Origin of the sequence: Phenylobacterium sp. (assembly GCF_019636135.1) — a bacterium.
In the GTDB taxonomy this organism is placed as follows: domain Bacteria; phylum Pseudomonadota; class Alphaproteobacteria; order Caulobacterales; family Caulobacteraceae; genus Phenylobacterium.
Genome location: NZ_JAHBYD010000013.1, coordinates 55,048 through 74,135, shown reverse-complemented (window position 1 = coordinate 74,135; position 19,088 = coordinate 55,048). Strand labels below are relative to the sequence as shown.

The window sequence follows — 19,088 nt, the reverse complement described above, 5'->3', positions numbered from 1 at the left end:
TCCCCCGGGTAAGCATCGGGCGGGGACATCCTGTGAGTCTGTGTTGGAGTGGAGCGCCGTGAGCCGTCAGTTCGATTTCGCCGGGGCTTCCGGCGCCCGTTACCGCTACACTCCGATGGACGAGAGCCGCTTCCTCCCGCCGGCCGGCGCCAACTATGTGATCGCCGAGCTCACCGACGACGGGGCGACGGTGGTCTACGCGGGCGAGACCGACAACCTGGCCAGCCAGACGTGGCGCTCCGACCTCGAGCGCGCGCGCAAGAAGTTCGCGGGCGCGCAGGTGCTGACGCGGCTGAACGTGACCCGGGCCGTGCGCGAGGCCGAGCGGCGCGACCTGATCGACGCCTACCACCCGCCGTTGAACGGCTAGCCGCGCGCCGGCGGCCTGGCGAGGTGAGCGCACCGCCCCTGATCGTGATCTTCGGCGCGGCCGTCCGCCCGGACGGGACGCCCTCCGAGGCGCTGCTGCGGCGCATCGGCTACGGCCTGGAGGCGGCGCGCCTCCATCCGGACGCGCCGGTCCTGTGCTCGGGCGGGGTGGTGCGGCCGGGGCCGTCCGAGGCCTCGATCATGGCCGAGGCGCTGATCCGGCGGGGCGTGCCGCCCGAGCGGCTGATCCTGGACGAGGCCAGCCTCGACACGATCCAGAACGTCGCCGCCGCCCAGGCGCAGGCGGCGCGGGGCGGACACCCGTACGTGATCGTCTGCAGCGAGGGCTACCACCTGCCGCGCATCCGCCTGCTGCTGCGCCTGCACGGCGTCGACAGCCGCGCCGGACCGTTCCGCCGTGGCCCGGCCGGCGCGCCGGTGCATGGCTGGCTGGGCATGAGCCTGCGCGAGGGCCTGGCGATCCCGCACAATCTCGCGGTCATGCTGACGCGGCGCGGCGTTTCGCCGTCATAGTGCTGTCCAACTCGGACGCGAGTCTCCCCGCCGATGGCCTCGGACCCGGACAACCCCTTCGCCCGCGACAGCGCCTGGCCGAAGATGCCCCAGGCGCCGTTCCGCGTCGGCCCGCTGCCCAAGGGGCCGGTGATCGGAGAGCCGCGGACGATCGAGCCCGAGCCCGATCCGGAGCTGGCGCAGATCACGCCGGTGTTCACCCGCCCGACGGCGGGGGCCAGCGCCGCATTTTCCGGGCTTCCGCTGAGCGCGCCGGGGCCGGCGACGGCGGTCGAGGCGGCTCCGCCCCCCGACATCGCGCCCGAGCCGATCGAGCCGATCCCCGAGCCGCCTTCGCCGGCGGTGGACGTGGCGCCGCTTGCCGTGCAGCCGCCGCGGCGGGCCGGGCCGAAGGCGCGGCGGCGCTCGCCGGTCCCCGCGGTCGCCGCCACGATCGTCGGCCTCGGAGGCCTCGCCGGCCTGGCGTGGCTGTTCGCCCAGGGCCGTCAGGCCGCGCCGTCGCCGGTTCCGGCGCCCGTCGTGGCCAGCGCGCCGGCGCGCGTGGACGCCGAGATCCCCGCGCCGCCGGCTGCGGCGCCCGTCGAGGCGGCGCCGGCGGCCGCTCCGCCCGAGGCCATCCCATCGCCGCCTCGCCCGGTCGCGCTGGCGCGGGCGACGGCGGCCCGCCCCGCGCCCGCCGAAGCGCCGCGCAGGCTGTCGATCCCCGCCGACGCCGCCGCCGCGACGGAGGAGGCGATCACCGCGCCGGTCCTGTCCTTCCGGCCCGCGCCCGAGCCGGCCCCCCAGCCGGCCTACAACCCGCCCCCGCCGCCCGATCCGAACGCGCCCGTCGCCACCCGGCCGCGCGACTAGGGTCCGCCCTCGATACCGCTCATCCGCCGGGATGAGCGGAAGTCATTGAATTCCCTCAGAGGATATTGAGGACGGACCCTGGGGCCGGCGGCGTGTATCCTCGTCGCGCAGGAGAGCCTCGCGCTCGGCGGGGGTGTTGGCGCCGCGCAGGCGCAGCGCCGCGTCGGGCGGGCAGGGCAGGCGCGCCGGCCCGATCGCCTCCAGCATCCGCCCGAGCGCCCCGCCGGGCGCCCGCGCCGGCAGGGCGGCGGGATCGACGACCAGTGGCATGTGCAGGCCCTCGTAGGCCGCGCCGACGCCCGGGGCGGCGAGCAGCGGGGCGAGGTCGCCGGGGCGGATCGTGGGCGCGTCCACGGCCAGGATCAGCACGCGGTCGCAGCCCCGGGCCGCCAGTGCGAGACCGGCGGCCACCACGCCCGCCGCGGGGCCGCCGCCTTCGTCCGCGACCGAGGGGAGGCCGTAGTCGGGGCCGCCGACCGTCACGACCACGGACGCGCCCACGGCCCGCGCCAGCGCGGCGGCGCGGTCGACCGCGCGCGCGCCGGCCCAGTCGAGCGCGGCCTTGTCGGCCCCCATCCGCGAGGAGGCGCCGCCGGTCAGGATCGCCGCCCCTAGCGTCATCCTCGCGCTCTGCCATGTCGAAGGCCGGTTGACGAGGGCCGCCGCGACCGCCTCACTTGGGCCGGGCCGAATTCGAAGTCGAGAAAAGAGAGGGAGGCGCATGGCCGCCAAGACATTTCCCATCGAGGCCGGGCACATCATGATGTTCGCCCGGTCCGTCGGTGACCCCAACCCCGTCTATTACGACGCGGAGGCGGCGAAGAAGACCGAGGCCGGCGGCGTCATCGCCCCGCCGACGTTCGTGCAGTCGTCCGCCCAGTTCGACCCGGACTACTTCCTGCGGCCGAAGATCGGCCAGCCCTGGTTCGGCTCGGGCAAGAACCCGACCGGCATCACCCGCGCGCCCGGCGGGGGCGGCGGCGGTGGGGGCGGCGGCCTGCATGCCGAGCAGCACTACGAATACCACCGGCCGCTGAAGGCGGGCGACGTGCTGACGGCCACCACCTTCCCGGGCAAGACCTGGGAGAAGGAGGGCAAGCGCTCGGGCAAGCTGGTCTTCTCCGAGAGCGTCACCGAATACCGCGACCAGAACGGCGAACTGGTGGTGACCGCCCGCGGCGTCGGCGTGCGCACCGAGCGCCCCGTCGAACAGCCGGCCCCTCCTGCGACTGGCAAGAAAGAGGAGGCCTGAGCCATGGCGCTTTCCGCATCCAAGCTGAAGGTGGGCGACGTCCACTCCGCGCGTCTGGTCGAGGACCTGAAGCGCACCCAGATCGTCCAGTACGCGGGCGCCTCGGGCGACTACAACCCGCTGCACACCGACGAGATCTTCACCACCAAGGTGGCCGGCTACCCTTCCGTGTTCGCGCACGGGATGCTGACCATGGGCATGACCGGGCGCATGCTGACCGACCTCGTCGGCGACGCGCGGCTGACCAAGTACGGCGTGCGCTTCACCAGCCAGGTCTGGCCGGGCGACACGCTGGACGGCACGGCCACGGTGACCGAGGTGGCCGACGGCATCGCCCGGTTCGACGTCTCCACGAAGAACCAGGACGGCGTCGAAGTGCTCTCAGGCTACGCCGAGGCGCGGGTCGATCCGTAACACCACACAGGTTGTCATCCCGGTTTTGGCCGCAGGCCAAAGACCGGGACCCAACCCGCCGCTGCTCTGAATTGCCAGCACGGCCCGATCGCCAGAGCCGCCCACCAACCATCGACGCACCCGACGGTTGGGTCCCGGTCTTCGCCTGACGGCGAAACCGGGATGACAATCGTGGCGGAGGCGATGGGTCATCTCCGACCGGCGGCGCATGAGCGCCGCCGTCAGGGCTCCGGCAGGGTCAGCTCCGCGATGCCCAGGCCGTGCTCGCCCTTCACGGCGTAGAGCAGGTAGGTGCGGCCGTTCTCCTGGAAGATCGCCGGGTCGCGGATCTGGTTGACCGGGTGGCCGATGGCGCTGCGCAGCGAGGGCTTCGCCGGCAGGTCGGCGCCCTCCCACGGCCGCTCGGCGCGCAGGATCTCCACCGGCTCGCTCGCCTTCCAGGCCATCCAGTCGCCGCGCAGGTCCAGCGTGGAGGCGTAGATGCGCTCGGGCGCGTCGCCGACGCGGGTCCAGAAGATGTGCAGGGTGTCGCCGCGCACCAGCACCGCGTTGTGCCGCTGGTCCGGCCCGAACAGTGTGGGGCCCTTCTCGAACGGCGTGAGCGGGTCCTTCGTGCGCAGGAACTGGCCCGGCATGGCCATGGCGTAGGTCCAGCCGCCATGGCCGAAGAGGCGCATGTAGGCCGGGCCCAGCACCGGGCCGTCCACCGCCTCGAAATTCACCCCGTCCTTCGAGACCGCCGCGCGGGTGCGCTGGACGCCGAATTCGGCGAGGCCGTGGTAGTGCATGACGATCCGCCGGCCGGCCTCGTCGACGTGGACGTCGGGGGAGGCCACGTGCGGCAGGTTCGCGTCCTCCAGCGGCGTGGGGATGCCGGCATAGGCGGCGGGGTCGCGCCTGGCGGCCATCTCCTTCAGCCGCGCCTCGGCCTCGGCCGTGCCGACGAGCGTCGCCGGCAACTTCGATTGCGCGAACTGCAGCGACCCCGGCGCGTGGACCGTCCACGGCCCCTCCAGCCGGTCGGCGTAGGCCAGGCGGATGTAGTCGCCCTTGTGGTCGGCGAAATAGAGGTAGTAGGCGCCCAGCCGGTCCGGCAGCCACTTGGGCGCCGCGATCAGCGACGGCCCCTCGATGTTCGACCCCATCCGCGCGTCCATCCCCGGCGCGACGATCGGCCCGTCGACGAGCCGGCGGACGCCGTAGCCGCCGCCGGCGAGGGCCGGGGCGGAGAGGGCGGCGGCGAGGCTGGCGCTCAGGCCGCTCGCCGCGGTTCGCCGCGAGATCATGGGATGGCTCCTGCCTGGCCGCGGCGCAGGACGCGCGCCGAAGCACACTGTAGCGCGAATACGCGATCGGGGGGCTTGGCCGCGGGCCGCTTTCCCGCGACGCTGGGTCCACGAGACAAACGGGGAGAGCGGCCATGAAGGACATCGCAGGCAAAGTCGCGTTCGTCACCGGCGCGGCGTCGGGCATCGGGCTGGGGATCGCCACCGCCCTGGCGCAGGCGGGCGTGAAGGTGATGCTGTGCGACATCGACAAGGCGGCGCTCGACGCGGCGGTCGCGAAGCTGCGGCAGACCAACGCCGACGTGGACGGCGTGCCGGCCGACGTGTCGCTGAAGGCCGAGCTGCAGGCGGCGGCGGACGCGGTGATCGCGCGATACGGCAAGGTCCACATCCTGGTGAACAACGCCGGGGTCGGGAGCGGCGGCAGCTATGCGCGCTGGCCGGACGGGATGACCGACTGGGTCATCGGCGTGAACCTGATCTCGGTGATCGACGGCATGGCGATCTTCGGGCCGCTGATCGAGAGCCACGGGGAGGGCGGCCACATCGTCTCGACCGCCTCGATGGCCGGCCTGCTGTCGGGCTCGGGCAGCCTCTACAACGTGACGAAGTCCGGCGTCGTGGCCCTCTCGGAGGGGGTGCGCCAGGAACTGGCGCCGCGCGGGATCGGCGTCTCGGTGCTCTGCCCGGGCTTCATCAACACCAACATCGCCGATTCCGCCGACCACATCCCCGAGCGGTTGCAGGGGGCGGTCCCGCCGCCGCCCAGCGAGGGGCCGTCGCTGGACGCCCTGGAGGGCCTGCGCCAGCGGCTCGCGGCGGGGATCGACCCGCTCTACGTGGGCGAACTGGTGCGCGAGGGTATCGAGGAGGACTGGCCGTACATCTTCACCGACAACGAGTTCGAGTCCTTCGTCGACATGCGCTTCGCCGCCATCAAGGCCGGCTTCGACCGCATCCGGGGCCGGACGCCGAGGCGGTGAGCAGCGCGCGAACGGCGATTGGAAGAGGTCAGGCGTGAAAAACCCCTACGAGGTGCTGGGCGTGGCGCCCACGGCTTCGGCCGCGGAGCTCCAGTCGGCCTATCGCAAACTCGCGAAGAAGCTGCACCCCGACCTGAACCCGGGCGACAAGGCGGCGGAGGAACGCTTCAAGGAGGTCGGCGGGGCCTACGACCTGCTGGGCGATCCGGAGAAGCGCCAGCGGTTCGACGCCGGGGAGATCGACGCTTCCGGAACGGAACGGCCGCGCCAGCCATACTATCGGGACTTCGCGGAGGCCGACGGCCATCCCTATGCCGACGCCTCGGGCTTCGCCGACTTCATGGGCGAGGAAGACCCGTTCGCCGACCTGCTGCGGCGAGGCCAACGCGCGCGCGCCAACCGGCGCGGCCAGGACCGTCACTACCGCCTGCCGATCGATTTCGTGGAATCCATCAAGGGCGGCGGCAAGCGGCTGACCCTGCCGGAGGGCGGCACGCTCGACGTCAATATTCCGGCGGGCCTGGTGGACGGCCAGGTGCTGCGCCTGAAGGGCAAGGGCGCGCCCGGCTTCGGCGCCGGCGGGCCCGGCGACGCCCTCATCGAGGTGGAAGTCCTCCCCGATCCGCGCTTCACCCGCAACGGCGACGACATCGCCATCGAACTGCCCATCTCCCTGTCGGAAGCGGTGCTCGGCGGCCGCGTCCGGGCGCCCACCCCGACCGGCGAAGTCAACATGGTGGTCCCGAAGGGGTCCAACACCGGCACGACCCTCCGGCTCAAGGGCAAGGGCGCGCCGCGTCGCGGCGGCGGCCACGGGGATGAATTCGTCATGCTGAAGGTCGTCCTGCCGACGCCGCCGGACCCCGAGCTGGAGGCGTTCGTCGCCGGTTGGACCAAGGGCAAGGACCACAATCCTCGGGAGGCCGCCGCGTCATGATCATGACCAAGCAGCAGTTCCTCGTGCGGGCCGGCCTGGGGAGCCGGACGCTCCAGATCTGGCTCGAACAGAGGTGGATCATTCCCACCGAAACGACGCAGGGCGCCAGTTTCACGGACGGGGACGTCGCCCGGGCGCATCTGATCCGCGACCTCAGGGACGACCTCGGCCTGAACGACCCGGGGATCGACGTGGCCCTTCATCTCCTCGACCAGCTCCACGGAGTCCGGCGGGTGCTGGCCGAGGTCCGCGCGGCGGTCGCGCCGGCGGGAGACGTCGGCCCGCCGGCGCCGGGGGAGGACGACGGGCGCAGGTGACGCGGGTACAGCTTCGCGGGGAACGCAAATGACCAGCACGCGCGACAGTATCGCCGTTCGACGGGAGGCGGCGCGATGACACGCCCTCGGGCGCTCGCCTCGCACCTGCGGCTGAAGCGCGCTTACGAACCTCCGGCGCCGGAGGACGGCCTGCGCATTCTGGTCGACCGCCTGTGGCCCCGGGGCGTCAGCAAGGCCAGGGCCGCTCTCGACGAGTGGATCAAGGAGATCGCCCCCAGCGCCGAGCTGCGGAAATGGTTCGGCCACGATCCGGCCCGCTGGCCGGAGTTCCAGCGTCGCTACCGCGCCGAACTCGGCCGACACGGCGCCGACCTCGCCCGGATCCGCGCCCTGGCCGACAAGCAGACCGTGACCCTCGTCTACAGCGCCCGCGATGAGGCGCACAACGACGCCGTCGTTCTGCGGGATGTGCTCCTGGAAGACGGGAACGCCACATGACCAGGCGGCTTCGGGTCGGCGACCACGTGGGCTGGAACTCCGAAGCGGGGCGGGTGTCCGGGACCGTCATCGACATCCACACCATCGGTCATGTCGCAAGCGCCTCCGATCTGGCGGGATGCCCGGCCGTTCGTTTCATTCTTCAACGGAGTTGAGCTGATGATCGGCTATTCGACCGGGCCCGACAGCGCCGTCGTGGAGATCACCGTGCGCGGCAAGGTCACGGACGCCGAGCTGCGCGCCTGCTTCGAAGACCTGCGCGCGGACATCGAGCACAATGACAAGACCCGCCTTCTGGAGCGGATCGAGCACTTCACCGGCATCGAGCCCGCCGCCCTCTGGACGGACATCCGCGTGGGGCCGGCCCTGGCGAGGCAGGTGACGCGGGTGGCCATCGTCGCCGACAGCGCCTGGATCCGGTCGGTGAGCTATCTCGGCAAGTTCATGACGCACGCCGAGCTGAAGATCTTCGGGCCGGGCGAGCTTGAACAAGCCCGGGCCTGGGTGTCGGCTCCGTAGCGACCGGCAACCGGAGCTCATGATGCTGCTGGAGGAAGGCTCAACCTGTTGGCGCGAGGCGACGGCGGCGCCGCCGCACCGTCCGGCCGCCCCGGCCGGGCCAAGTTGGCAGCGCGTGGTGACCATCAACCGCGCTGATGTGTGAGAAAGGCGACGGACGACGGGCCGGTCAGAGCACGACGACGGCGCTGAGCTTGTCGGCGGTCGTGCGGACCTCTCCGCCGCTGCGGTCGATCAATCCGGCCCGCTCCAGGACGCTGACGTCTTCATGGACCCGGCGGTACTGGCGACGCAGTGACTGGGCGAGCGCGTTCACGGACTTTGCGGGATGGGCGTGCAGGTGGCGCAGCAGCCGGTAGCGCTCGCCCGTCAACACCGAAGCCAAGCCTTCCCAGCTCTCGAATGAGAGGATGCGCTCCTGTTGCTGGTCGCCGGCCTCGATCCGCTTCCAAGCACGCGTGAAGGCCGCCAAATCGTCCTTCAGCGCGCCGCCGACCCGGATTTTGATCTCATCGCTCATGTCTTGTCGCCTCTCAGCTTCGCCACATCCGCCTCGAAGTCCGCCGTCAACTGCTCAACCGAAGTGAATGCGTAGGCCTCTTCCTGGTCGCCATAGTGGCGATGGTCGCCCTTGCCGCGCTCGTTGTCGTAGCCGACCAGCCGTTCGCCGGCCCGCCCGTAGTAGAGCGAGTACTTCAATCGATGGGTTGACCCGACGACCGGCTCCGACAGGACCCAGATCTTGAGCTCCGCGATCGCGCCATCGTCATGGACACGCTTGGAATGGAAGATCAGCTCTGCCGACGCCATAAGACGATATGGCTCCGATGGGCTATGTCGTCAAGAGACATATGCTGTATAATGACATAGTGGACAAGCCTACACTTTCGGAAGCGGTCGAGAGACGCGGGGCGAAGAACCGGCCGAAAGGCCGCGATCCCCTGAGTGCAGAGACGCGCGGATGCGGCCCGTTGGTGTGTAACCAACGGGAATTGCCGGGGTGACTTGCCTGGGAAAACCAGCCTTGCGAACGGGCTGGACGGGATGGTGGATGCGACAGGGATTGAACCTGTGACCCCCTCGGTGTGAACGAGGTGCTCTCCCGCTGAGCTACGCATCCATATCCGAGCGCGTTCAGCAGGCGTGGTCCCACTCCTGCGCCCGGAATTCGCGCTCTTGCTCTGACCGGCGCGCCGTCCGGGCGGCGAACCGGCCTCCGCTTCGCCTGACGGCGCGGCGGAAGGCGGGGGCTATAGCCGACCCGCTCAGGCGTCGCAAGCGCCCATCAGCCGCAGGCAGGCCGCCGGCAGTTCGTCGTAGTGGGCGATGAGGGCGTCGGGGTTCAGGTCGGCGGCGGGGATCTCGGTGTAGCCGAAGGCGACGAGGATGAGGCCGGCGCCCGCGGCGCGCGCCGCGCCCGCGTCGGTCCCCGAATCGCCGACCAGGATCGCGCGGGCGATGTCGCCGCCGGCGGCGGCGACGGCGGCCTGCATGTGGGCGGCGTCGGGCTTGGGCGCCGCCGCGCGGTCGGGGCCGACGATGGCGGCGAAACGGGACGCCAGGCCGAGCTGGCCGAGGAGGGCTTCCGAGAGGTCCGAGGGCTTGTTGGTGCAGACGCACAGCGTCGCGCCCCTGGCCGCCAGGCCGTCGAGGGCGGCCTCGCAGCCGGGGAAGGGCCGGCTCTCCTCGGCGATCCGGTCGCGGTAGTGCGGGATGAACCGCTCGAACATCTGCTCGAGGCGGGCGGGGTGCAGCGTCTGGCCGGCGGCCTGGAAGCCCAGCCTGATCAGATGCCGCGCGCCGTGGCCGATGAACGGCCGCGCCTGGTCGAGGGGCAGGGCGGGCAGCCCGTCCTCGACCAGCAGGTGGTTGAGCGTCCCGATCAGGTCCGGGGCCGTGTCGACCAGCGTCCCGTCGAGGTCGAAGGCGACCGTGACGCCCGCCAGCGGCCGGTTCATCGAACCTCCCCTGCGCAGCGGGGGAGGTACGCGGCGTCTGAGGCCGTTCTAGCCGCCATTGACCACCGCGGTGGCGGCGTCGAGGCCGGCCGAGTAGTCGTTCAGGGCTTCGGCGGTGAGGGCGACGTAGGCCGTGGCGTCGTCGAAGCGGCGCTCCTCGATGGCCTCGCGCACGCCCGGCAGGGTCTTGGCGCCGTAGCCGGTGAAGCGGCCCGGCGCGTAGATCATGTTCTTGTACCAGGGGCGGAAGGGCAGGCCCTTGTCGCGCAGCAGCCGCTGTTCCTGGCCGAGCAGGGCGGCGTCCAGCTTCTTCCTCTGGGCCGGCGTCAGGCTCGCGCCCCTGGCCGCCAGGGCCGTGTCGAAGGCCGCGGCGCTGGCCTTTAGCTTCGCGACCGCGCCGTCCAGCGGGGCGAAGTCCAGGCGCGGGGAGGGCGCGAGCGGCGCGGGATCGCCGCGCGGGAGCGTCGGGTCGTCGGCCAGCTTGTAGGCGCCGGCCGCCAGCAGGCGGGCGCGGGCGGTGGCCTCGTCACGCTTGGCGTCGGCCAGCTTCTTCACCTCGTCGAGGTAGCCGGCGACCGTGTCGGCGAAGTCGCCGTAGCGCTGCACCGGCGTCTCCGCGTCGGCCATGCGCATCACGAGGCGCCCGGTGACCTTGGCCAGCGCGCCGGCGTAGGCGTGGCCCGGGTCCACAAAGCGGCTGTGGTGTTCGTAGGTGTCGTAGGCCGAGTGGTAGACGCCCCCCGACTCGCCCTCGCCGTAGAAGCCGAGGTTCAGCGTCGCCAGCCCGAGGTTCTGCAGGAAGGCGGAGTAGTCCGACCCCGAGCCCAGGGCCTCGATCGGCAGGTCCTTCGCCGGATCGGCGGCGATCTTGCCCAGCGCGGCGGCGCGCGGGTTGCCGGCCTGTTCGACGCCGGCCACGGCCAGGCCCGCGCGCAGGCGGTCGCGGACCGACACGCCGGTCTGCGGGTCCTTCACGTCGGCGGCGACCTCGTTGACGAAGTGCTGCAGCGAGTGGCTGCCGCCGACGCCCAGGAAGCCGCGGCCGTTGGTGTCGGAGTTGATGTAGACGAGCCCCTTCCTCTTCAGCTCCGCGGCGTGGGTCTCGGCCCATTCGGTGGAGCCCAGCAGCATCGGCTCCTCGGCGTCCCAGCTCGTGTAGACGATGGTGCGCCGGGGCTTCCAGCCGGCCTTGACCAGGGCGCCCAGCGCCTTGGCCTCGCCCATCATGGCCACGTGGCCGGCCAGCGGGTCGGTGGCGCCGAACACCCAGCCGTCGCGGTGGTTGCCGCGCATGATCCATTCGTCCGGCCTCTCGCGGCCCTTCAGGGTGGCGACGACGTTGTAGGCCGGCTTCAGGCTCCAGTCGGAGTCGACCTTGATGTGGACCTGGCCGCCGGCCGCGCCGCCCACATGATAGGTGATCGGCAGCGCGCCGCGGAAGCTGGCCGGCGCCACCGGGCCGTCCAGCGACCTCAGCAGCACCTCGGCGTCGCCGTAGCCGATCGGCAGGACAGGGATCTTCAGGACCGCCGGGCTCTCCTCGCGGGTGAGCCGCCTGGCGTCCTTGGTCGAGCCGTAGCCGGGCGTCGAGGGGTCGCCGGGGAACAGCGTCATGTCGGCCACCGAGCCGCGCTGGAAGCCCTGCGGCGGGCGCGCCGGGCCCTTCGGATAGACGTCGTCGGTGGCGTAGCCGTCGTCGCGCGGGTCGGAATAGATGATCGCGCCGACCGCGCCGTGCTCCTGCGCCAGCTTGGGCTTGAGCCCGCGCCAGCCGCCGCCGTAGCGGGCGATCACGATCTTGCCCTTCACCGAGACGCCCAGGCGCTCGAGCGCGTCGTAGTCGGCCGGCATGCCGTAGTTCACGTAGACCAGCGGGGCCGTGACGTCGCCGTCGCCCTGGAAGGCGACGTAGGCCGGCAGCTCGTCCCTGATCCGCGTCGAGGTCTCGTCGCCCGGGACCGGGGCCTCGGTCAGCGTCGCCCTGAATGGCGCGCCGGGGCCGCTGACCAGCTCCAGCGCCACCGTCTTCGGCGTCGGGTAGAGGACCATGAAGGTCTCGATCTTCGCGTCCCAGCCCCAGCTCCTGAACTGGCTGAGCGTCATCTCGGCGTTCAGCTTGTTGTGGGCGCTGCCCACGTGGTTCGGCTCGGCCGCCATGGTCTTGAGCCAGCCGCCCATCTCGGCGTTGTCGATCATGCCGTCGAACTTCGCCTCCAGCGCGGCGTCGGCCGATCGGGCGGCGGCGGGCGCGAGGGCGACGAGGGCCGTGGCGGCGAAGAGGGCGGCCAGACGCGAACGAGATTCCATGGAGATTCCCCGACCAGAAGGCCGGGACGCTATCCCCTAGTCGCGCCCCGCCACAAGGCTTGCTAAGCGGGGAGGGGAACGAAGACTCGCATTGTCCGTGGGGAGCGCCGAATGACCGCCAGAGCCGCCGTGATCATGGCCGCCGGCCAGGGCACGCGGATGAAGTCCAGGTTGCCGAAGGTGCTGCACACGGTGGGCGGGCGCAGCCTGCTGGACCGCGTGATCGACACCGTGCAGGCGGCCGGGTGCGAGCGTATCCACGTGGTCGTCGGCAATCACAGCCCGGCGGTGCGCGAGCTCGTGGTGGCGCGGCTGGGCGAAGACGCCATCGTCGTGCAGGACCCGCCGCAGGGCACCGGCCACGCGGTGCTCTGTGCGAAGGGCGCGCTGGCCGACTTCGACGGCGACGTGCTGGTGGTGAACGGCGACTGCCCGCTCCTGACCGCGCAGGACCTGGAGCCGCTGTTCAACCTGCGGGCCAAGGACGCGGCGCTGGCGCTGATGGCGTTCGAGCCGGTGGACCCGCTGCTCTACGGCCGCGTGCTGCGCGGCGCGGGCGGGCACGTGATGCGCATCGTCGAGCCCAGCCAGGCCAGCGACGAGGTGAAGGCGGTGAGGACCTGCAACGCCGGCATGTACCTGGCGGGGCGAGCGGACCTGTTCCGCTGGCTCGCCAACGTGAGGAACGACAACCCGAAAAACGAGTACTTCCTCACCGACATCGTGGCCGAGGCCGTCCACGAGGAGGCGATGGTCCGCGCGCACGTCGCGCCGGAGTCGTCGGTCATGGGCGCCGACACCCCGATGCAGCTCGCCCAGGCCGAGGCCGAGTTCCAGAAGCGCCGCCGGGCGTTCTTCCTGGCCGAGGGCGTGCAGATGACGGGGCCGGACACCGTCTACTTCGCCTGGGACACGCAGGTCGCTCCGGGGGCGGTGGTCGAGCCCTACGTGGTCTTCGCGCCGGGGGTGAAGGTGGAGACGGCCGCGGTGATCCGCGCCTTCAGCCACCTGGAGGGCTGCGTGGTGCGCGAGGGCGCCCTGATCGGGCCGTACGCGCGGCTGCGGCCCGGCGCCGACATCGGCGAGCACGCCCACATCGGCAACTTCGTGGAGGTGAAGAAGGTCGCGGTAGGCCGGGGCGCCAAGGCCAACCACCTCTCGTATCTGGGCGACGGCAGCGTGGGCGCGGGCGCGAACATCGGCGCCGGCACGATCTTCTGCAACTACGACGGCTTCTTCAAATACGACACCCACGTGGGCGAGGGCGCCTTCGTGGGCTCCAACTCCGCGCTGGTGGCGCCGGTGACGATCGGGGCGGGCGCCTACACCGGCTCGGGCTCGGTGATCACAAAGGATGTGGCGCCCGACGCGCTCGCGCTCGGTCGCGGCCAGCAGGTGGAGAAGGCCGGCTGGGCGGCGCGTTTCCGCGAGGTCATGGGCGCGAGGAAGGCGAAGGGCAAATGAGCGGACGCGCACTCATCCCTCCCCTTCAGGGGAGGGAAAGCTCGCCGCAGGCGAGCAGGGTGGGGAGACCTCGATCCTCCTCGCCCTGGCCTGGTTTTCCCCACCCTGGCGCCTGTGGCGCCTGTCCCTCCCCTGAAGGGGAGGGCAATCGCATATGGCTTGTGGGCGGCCGAAAGGCCGTCAGTCAAACCGCAGAGATCGCGGAGATACGCGGAGGCTTTCCCCGTTTGTCATCCCGGTTTGGGCGTAGCCCAAGACCGGGACCCAACCCTCCGGTGCGTCGATGGTTGGGGGCCGGCCCCCGGCGAGCGGGGCCAGATAACAACCTCAGAGCACCGGATGGTTGGGTCCCGGTCTTCGCCTGCGGCGAAACCGGGATGACAATCGTGGAAGAGCTTCTCTGCGCATCTCCGCGATCTCTGCGGTTCATGAATCGGGCGGACAAGCCGCCTACATGCCATATGCGATTGCCCTGCCCTGAAGGGGAGGGATGAGTGGACGCTGACGCCCAGAAGCGCGCGGCCGGCGAGGCCGCCGCGGCGCTCGTCGAGAGCGGCATGGTGGTGGGCCTGGGCACCGGGTCGACGGCGGCCTGGTTCGTGCGCGCCCTGGCGGCGCGGAGGCTGGACATCGTGGGCGTGCCGACCTCGCAGGCGACGGCGGACCTGGCGTCGGGCCTGGGCGTCCGGCTGGGCGAACTGGGCGAGACCCGGGGCATCGACCTCACCGTCGACGGCGCCGACGAGATCGGGCCGGGGCTGTCGCTGATCAAGGGCGGCGGCGGAGCGCTGCTGCGCGAAAAGCTGGTGTGGGAGGCCTCGAAGTCGTGCGTCGTGATCGCCGACGCCGCCAAGCGTGTGGAAACGCTGGGGAAGTTCGCCCTGCCGATCGAGGTGGTCGCGTTCGGGCACAGGACCGTGCAGGCCCGCATCTGCGACGTGCTGGCCGAGTTCGACCTCGGCGTCGTGCCCAGCCTGCGCCGCAAGGACGGCCAGCCGGTGAGAACCGACGGCGGCAACCTTATCTATGACGCGCCCTGCGGGCGGATCGAGGAGCCGGCGGCCCTGGCGGCGGCGCTGAAGAGCGTCACCGGCGTGGTCGACCACGGCCTCTTCCTCGACCTGGCCGACAGGGCCCTGATCGGCACGGCGAGCGGTATCGTCGAGCTGGAACCTTAGGAGACGCCAGGTGGCGGACTACGATTACGACCTCTTCGTCCTGGGCGCCGGATCGGGCGGCGTGCGCGCGGCCCGGGTGGCGGCGGTCGCCGGCGCCAAGGTGGCGGTGGCCGAGGAGCACCGCGTCGGCGGCACCTGCGTGATCCGCGGCTGCGTGCCCAAGAAGTTCATGGTCTACGCCTCGGAATATTCGAAGCATTTCGATACCGCCCGCGGCTACGGCTGGGAGATCGGCGACACGCGCTTCGACTGGCCTACGTTCCTGATGGCCAAGGACAAGGAGATCGCCCGGCTTTCCGGCATCTACGTCCGAAACCTGCAGAACGCCGGCGCCGAGCTGTTCCACGGCAAGGCGGTGCTGAAGGACCGCCACACCGTCGGGATCGAGGGCGAGCGGACGGTCACGGCGAAGAAGATCCTGATCGCCACCGGCGGGCGGCCCTGGATGCCGAAGGAACTGGAGGGCGTCGAGCACGCCATCACCTCCAACGAGGCCTTCCACCTGGCCGAGCTGCCGAAGCGGATCGTCATCGCCGGCGGCGGCTACATCGCGCTGGAATTCGCGGGCATCTTCAAGGGCCTGGGCGTGGACACCACGGTGGTCCATCGCGGCCCCAACGTGCTGCGCGGCTTCGACGACGACATCCGTGCGCACATCGCCGAGGAGATGGAGCAGGCGGGGATCAGGATCCTGCTGGGCTGCCAGCACACCAAGCTGGAGAAGACCGCCACGGGGATCGTGAACCACTTCGACACCGGCCATAGCTGCGAGAGCGACGTGGTCATGTTCGCCACGGGCCGCGAGCCCTACACCGAGGGGCTGGGCCTGGAGGCCGCCGGCGTCGAGCTGGCCGCCAACGGGGCGGTGAAGGTGGACGAATTCTCGCGCTCGAACGTCGACAACATCTGGGCCGTAGGCGACGTCACCGACCGCATCAACCTGACGCCGGTGGCGATCCGCGAGGGCGAGTCCTTCGCCCGCACCGAGTTCCACGGCACGCCGATGACGTTCGACCACGAGATGGTGGCGTCGGCCGTCTTCACCCAGCCGCAGATCGGCTCGGTGGGCCTGTCGGAGGCCGACGCGCGGCACCGCTACGGCAAGGTCGACATCTACCTCTCCAAGTTCCGGCCGATGAAGGAGACCTTCTACGGCGGCCAGCAGCGGGCGCTGATCAAGCTGGTGGTGGAATGCGGGACCGAGCGCATCCTGGGCTGCCACGTCGTGGCGCCGGACGCCGGCGAGATCATCCAGATGGCGGCGATCGCGCTGAAGATGGGCGTGACCAAGCCGCAGTGGGACTCGACCTGCGCGGTCCACCCGACGCTGGCCGAGGAACTGGTGACCATGCGCGAGAAGTACGCCCCGCCGGCGCTGGGACAGGTGGCCTAGCGCCGCGAAGCCGCCTATCAGGGGCGCGATGACGGAGACGGGCGACCGGCTGGGAGCTTGGTGCGGCTGGGTGCTCGTGGGCGCCGCGGCGCTGACGCCGCTGCTCGCCTGGCTGGGACCCCTGGGCTTCGCGCCGCTGGTGGCGCTGGCGGGGCTGCTCTGCCTGCCGGCGCTCAGGGTGACCGAACGCGACCGGCCGCTGGCGATCCTGCTGCTCGCGGCCGTCGCCTGGGCGGCCGCCTCGACCTTCTGGACGCCGCACAGGGCGACCGGGCTGCAAGACAGCGTCGCGCTGAAGCTGGCGGCGCAGGTGGCGCTCTACTGGTCGGCGTGGCAGGGCGCGCGCCGCGCGGCGCCGGCGCAGCGGCGCCTGGCGCTCAAGGTCTTCGCCTGGGGACTGGCGGCGTACGGCGTGCTGCTGATCGTCGAGGGGCTAACGGGCGCCGCCGTCTACCGCGCGCTGCGCGACGCCATCCATGATCCGATCCGGCCCGACCTGGGCCGCAAGAACATCGCCCAGGGCAGCTTCGTGCTGGCGCTGCTGTGGCCCATCGCGGCGGCGGGCGGGGCCCGGGCGGGCGTATCGGGACTGCTGGCGATCCCGATGGCGCTCGGGACCGCGCTGCTCGCGCAGAACTTCCTGTCGGACGCGCCGGTGCTGGCGGTCGGCCTGGCGGTGGCGGTGGGCATCACAGTCTGGGTCTGGCCGCGCACGGCGCCCAGGACGCTGGCGGTGGTCGCCGCCGTGGTCGTGGTGGTGATGCCGCTGCTGATCCTCGTGGCGCTGAAGCTGGGGCTGGGCGCGCACCTGCCGGAGTCCTGGGCGCAGCGGGTGGGCTACTGGGGCTACGCCATCGCGCGCATCGCCGACCACCCCTGGCGCGGCTGGGGCCTCGACGCGAGCCGGGCGTTCAGCCCCCACATCCAGCTCCACCCGCACAACGGCCCGTTGCAGCTCTGGCTGGAGCTGGGCGTCCTGGGCGCGATCCTGGCGGCGCTGGTCCTGGCGTTCGTCGTGCGGCGCATCGCCCGCGACGAGCGCGCCCTGGTGGCGGCGGGGGCGGCGGGCACGGCGGCGGTCTATTTCTTCTTCGGCCTGATCAGCTTCGGGGTCTGGCAGGAGTGGTGGCTGGCGCTGGGGGCGCTGGCCGCCGTCATCGCGGCCCTGGCCGACGCGGAAGACGCCGAACGCCGCAGTTGAGCGGCAAAGGGTGACGCTTCGGCGCAATGTGGGTAAAACGCCCGGCCCGCCAAAGCCGGCGGTTATCGAGCAAGACCCATGACGGAACACTGGACGCCTGCATCCTGGAGAGGAAAACCCGCCAAGCACATCCCGTCCGACTACCCGGACATGGCTGAGCTCTCGCGGGTCGAGACCACCCTTCGCAAGATGCCCCCGCTGGTGTTCGCGGGCGAGGCGCGACGCCTGAAGGCGGCGCTGGCCGACGTGGTCGAGGGCAAGGCGTTCCTGCTGCAGGGCGGCGACTGCGCCGAGAGCTTCAAGGAATTCGCGGCCGACAACATCCGCGACACCTTCCGCCTGATCCTGCAGATGGCGGTGGTGCTGACCTTCGCCGGCGGCAAGCCCGTGGTGAAGGTGGGCCGCATGGCCGGCCAGTTCGGCAAGCCGCGCTCGTCGCCCGTCGAGACCATCGACGGCGTCGAGCTGCCCAGCTACCGCGGCGACAATATCAACGGCATGGACTTCACGCCGGAAAGCCGCACGCCCGATCCGCAGCGGCTGATCCAGGCCTACTCGCAGTCGGCGGCGACGCTGAACCTGCTGCGCGCCTTCGCGGGCGGCGGCTATGCCGACCTCTACAACATCCACCGCTGGACCCTGGGCTTCGTGGCCGACAGCCCGCAGGGCGCGCGATACCGCGAGCTCGGCGACAAGATCTCGGAGAGCCTGAGCTTCATGGAGGCCCTGGGCATCAACGCCCAGACGCACCCGACCATCCACCAGGTGGACTTCTTCACCAGCCACGAGGGCCTGCTCTTGGGCTACGAGGAGGCCATGACCCGGGTCGATAGCACCTCGGGCGAGTGGTACGACACCTCGGCGCACCTGCTGTGGATCGGCGAGCGCACGCGCCAGCTCGACGGGGCGCACGTGGAATACTTCCGCGGCATCAGGAACCCGATCGGCGTGAAGGTCGGCCCGACGCTGGAGCCGGACGAACTCCTGAAGCTCATCGACGTGCTGAACCCGAAGAACGAGGCCGGCCGGCTCACGCTCTACGGCCGCTTCGGCTACGACAAGATCGAGGGCCGGCTGCCGGCGCTGCTGAAGGCGACCAAGGGCGCGAACGTGGTGTGGGCGATCGACCCGATGCACGGCAACACGCTGACGGCCAACACCGGCTACAAGACCCGGCCGTTCGACCGGATCCTGTCGGAGGTGAAGTCGTTCATCGACCTCTGCAAGGCCGAGGGGACCCATCCCGGCGGCGTGCATCTCGAGATGACCGGCCAGAACGTCACCGAGTGCCTGGGCGGCGCGCGGGCGCTGAGCGAAGGCGACCTCGCCGACCGCTACCACACCCACTGCGACCCGCGGCTGAACGGTGAGCAGGCGCTGGAGCTGGCGTTCCTGGTCGCCGAGAAGCTGAAGGACGAGCGCGTCGACCTCCAGCAACGGATCGCCCAGGCGTTCTGACCTCCCCCGTCGCGACAGCGACGGCGGGAGGGGGACCGCACGCCGAGCCCGGCGCAAGCCGGGCGTAGAGCGGGTGGTGGAGGGGGCGAGCCTCCTCCACCGCGTCCGCGGCGGCCGATCGACTAGCCGAGCTTGAGGCTCGCCCCCTCCACCATTCGCTCTTCGCTACGCTCGGCGAACGGTCCGCCTCCCGCCGCTTCGCGGGGG

General features: G+C 71.4%; 21 protein-coding genes and 1 tRNA gene. 15 read left to right on the top strand and 7 right to left on the bottom strand.

Features of this window, described 5'->3' with window-relative positions; genetic code table 11:
• Positions 1–58: 58 nt before the first annotated feature.
• From KF737_RS11020 to KF737_RS11010, 3 genes are read left to right on the top strand one after another with little or no spacing between them, the layout of a single operon-like run.
• Entirely contained in the window at positions 59–370 is a 312-nt protein-coding gene (locus KF737_RS11020) for a hypothetical protein (protein ID WP_296454361.1), read from the top strand.
• Positions 371–393: 23 nt separating this feature from the next.
• The gene (locus tag KF737_RS11015; RefSeq protein WP_296454359.1) at positions 394–903 is read left to right on the top strand and encodes a YdcF family protein; all 510 of its coding nucleotides are present in this window, start codon (positions 394–396) and stop codon (positions 901–903) included.
• Between the two features lie 33 nt (positions 904–936).
• Positions 937–1,755 (top strand): hypothetical protein, encoded by an 819-nt coding sequence (locus KF737_RS11010; protein ID WP_296454357.1) that lies wholly within the window; start codon positions 937–939, stop codon positions 1,753–1,755.
• Between the two features lie 42 nt (positions 1,756–1,797).
• Here KF737_RS11010 and KF737_RS11005 read toward each other — a convergent pair whose 3' ends face one another.
• Positions 1,798–2,376 (bottom strand): NTP transferase domain-containing protein, encoded by a 579-nt coding sequence (locus tag KF737_RS11005; protein ID WP_296454355.1) that lies wholly within the window; start codon positions 2,374–2,376, stop codon positions 1,798–1,800.
• A gap of 100 nt (positions 2,377–2,476) precedes the next feature.
• Between KF737_RS11005 and KF737_RS11000 the strand changes: the two genes are divergently transcribed.
• Positions 2,477–3,007 carry a MaoC family dehydratase N-terminal domain-containing protein gene (locus KF737_RS11000; RefSeq protein WP_296454353.1) on the top strand — a complete coding sequence of 177 codons (531 nt, stop codon included), beginning with the start codon at positions 2,477–2,479 and terminating at the stop codon, positions 3,005–3,007.
• A 3-nt stretch (positions 3,008–3,010) separates the two neighbouring features.
• On the top strand, positions 3,011–3,421 hold the full coding sequence (locus KF737_RS10995; RefSeq protein WP_296454350.1) for a MaoC/PaaZ C-terminal domain-containing protein: 411 nt from the start codon (positions 3,011–3,013) through the stop codon (positions 3,419–3,421).
• A 221-nt stretch (positions 3,422–3,642) separates the two neighbouring features.
• On the opposite strand, the gene KF737_RS10990 is transcribed toward KF737_RS10995, so the two are convergent.
• Positions 3,643–4,707, bottom strand: a complete 1,065-nt coding sequence (locus tag KF737_RS10990; RefSeq protein WP_296454348.1) for a hypothetical protein — start codon at positions 4,705–4,707, stop codon at positions 3,643–3,645.
• Between the two features lie 134 nt (positions 4,708–4,841).
• On the opposite strand from KF737_RS10990, the gene KF737_RS10985 reads away from it, so the two are divergent.
• From KF737_RS10985 to KF737_RS10965, 5 genes are all read left to right on the top strand, one after another.
• Positions 4,842–5,690, top strand: coding sequence for an SDR family NAD(P)-dependent oxidoreductase (locus tag KF737_RS10985; protein WP_296454347.1), 849 nt, complete (start codon positions 4,842–4,844; stop codon positions 5,688–5,690).
• A gap of 34 nt (positions 5,691–5,724) precedes the next feature.
• Complete coding sequence (locus KF737_RS10980; RefSeq protein ID WP_296454345.1) at positions 5,725–6,627, top strand: J domain-containing protein; 903 nt, start codon at positions 5,725–5,727, stop codon at positions 6,625–6,627.
• On the top strand, positions 6,624–6,944 hold the full coding sequence (locus KF737_RS10975) for a chaperone modulator CbpM (protein ID WP_296454343.1): 321 nt from the start codon (positions 6,624–6,626) through the stop codon (positions 6,942–6,944). Before KF737_RS10980 ends, KF737_RS10975 begins: the two co-directional genes overlap by 4 nt.
• A gap of 75 nt (positions 6,945–7,019) precedes the next feature.
• Positions 7,020–7,403, top strand: coding sequence for a DUF488 domain-containing protein (locus KF737_RS10970; RefSeq protein ID WP_296454341.1), 384 nt, complete (start codon positions 7,020–7,022; stop codon positions 7,401–7,403).
• A 159-nt stretch (positions 7,404–7,562) separates the two neighbouring features.
• On the top strand, positions 7,563–7,922 hold the full coding sequence (locus tag KF737_RS10965) for an STAS/SEC14 domain-containing protein (protein WP_296454339.1): 360 nt from the start codon (positions 7,563–7,565) through the stop codon (positions 7,920–7,922).
• Between the two features lie 169 nt (positions 7,923–8,091).
• Here KF737_RS10965 and KF737_RS10960 read toward each other — a convergent pair whose 3' ends face one another.
• The 5 genes from KF737_RS10960 to KF737_RS10940 all read right to left on the bottom strand — a co-directional run bounded on the left by KF737_RS10960 (position 8,092) and on the right by KF737_RS10940 (position 12,187).
• On the bottom strand, positions 8,092–8,442 hold the full coding sequence (locus KF737_RS10960) for a hypothetical protein (protein ID WP_296454337.1): 351 nt from the start codon (positions 8,440–8,442) through the stop codon (positions 8,092–8,094).
• The gene (locus KF737_RS10955) at positions 8,439–8,732 is read right to left on the bottom strand and encodes a DUF6516 family protein (RefSeq protein WP_296454334.1); all 294 of its coding nucleotides are present in this window, start codon (positions 8,730–8,732) and stop codon (positions 8,439–8,441) included. Before KF737_RS10955 ends, KF737_RS10960 begins: the two co-directional genes overlap by 4 nt.
• Positions 8,733–8,967: 235 nt before the next feature.
• Positions 8,968–9,042 (bottom strand) — tRNA-Val (locus KF737_RS10950).
• Between the two features lie 145 nt (positions 9,043–9,187).
• Positions 9,188–9,880 carry a phosphoglycolate phosphatase gene (gene gph, locus KF737_RS10945; RefSeq protein ID WP_296454331.1) on the bottom strand — a complete coding sequence of 231 codons (693 nt, stop codon included), beginning with the start codon at positions 9,878–9,880 and terminating at the stop codon, positions 9,188–9,190.
• Between the two features lie 48 nt (positions 9,881–9,928).
• Positions 9,929–12,187: a transferrin receptor-like dimerization domain-containing protein gene (locus KF737_RS10940; protein WP_296454328.1), complete on the bottom strand. Its 2,259-nt coding sequence runs from the start codon at positions 12,185–12,187 to the stop codon at positions 9,929–9,931.
• 111 nt (positions 12,188–12,298) lie between these two features.
• Here KF737_RS10940 and glmU point away from each other — a divergent pair, with 111 nt between their 5' ends.
• The 5 genes from glmU to KF737_RS10915 all read left to right on the top strand — a co-directional run bounded on the left by glmU (position 12,299) and on the right by KF737_RS10915 (position 18,881).
• A complete protein-coding gene (gene glmU / locus KF737_RS10935; protein ID WP_296454326.1) occupies positions 12,299–13,651 on the top strand; it encodes a bifunctional UDP-N-acetylglucosamine diphosphorylase/glucosamine-1-phosphate N-acetyltransferase GlmU in 1,353 nt (450 codons plus the stop codon).
• Positions 13,652–14,145: 494 nt separating this feature from the next.
• Positions 14,146–14,829 carry a ribose-5-phosphate isomerase RpiA gene (gene rpiA / locus KF737_RS10930; protein ID WP_296454325.1) on the top strand — a complete coding sequence of 228 codons (684 nt, stop codon included), beginning with the start codon at positions 14,146–14,148 and terminating at the stop codon, positions 14,827–14,829.
• 10 nt (positions 14,830–14,839) lie between these two features.
• The gene (gor, locus tag KF737_RS10925; RefSeq protein ID WP_296454323.1) at positions 14,840–16,222 is read left to right on the top strand and encodes a glutathione-disulfide reductase; all 1,383 of its coding nucleotides are present in this window, start codon (positions 14,840–14,842) and stop codon (positions 16,220–16,222) included.
• A gap of 28 nt (positions 16,223–16,250) precedes the next feature.
• Positions 16,251–17,423, top strand: a complete 1,173-nt coding sequence (locus tag KF737_RS10920; protein ID WP_296454321.1) for an O-antigen ligase — start codon at positions 16,251–16,253, stop codon at positions 17,421–17,423.
• A 78-nt stretch (positions 17,424–17,501) separates the two neighbouring features.
• Complete coding sequence (locus tag KF737_RS10915; RefSeq protein WP_296454320.1) at positions 17,502–18,881, top strand: class II 3-deoxy-7-phosphoheptulonate synthase; 1,380 nt, start codon at positions 17,502–17,504, stop codon at positions 18,879–18,881.
• Positions 18,882–19,088: the final 207 nt, after the last annotated feature.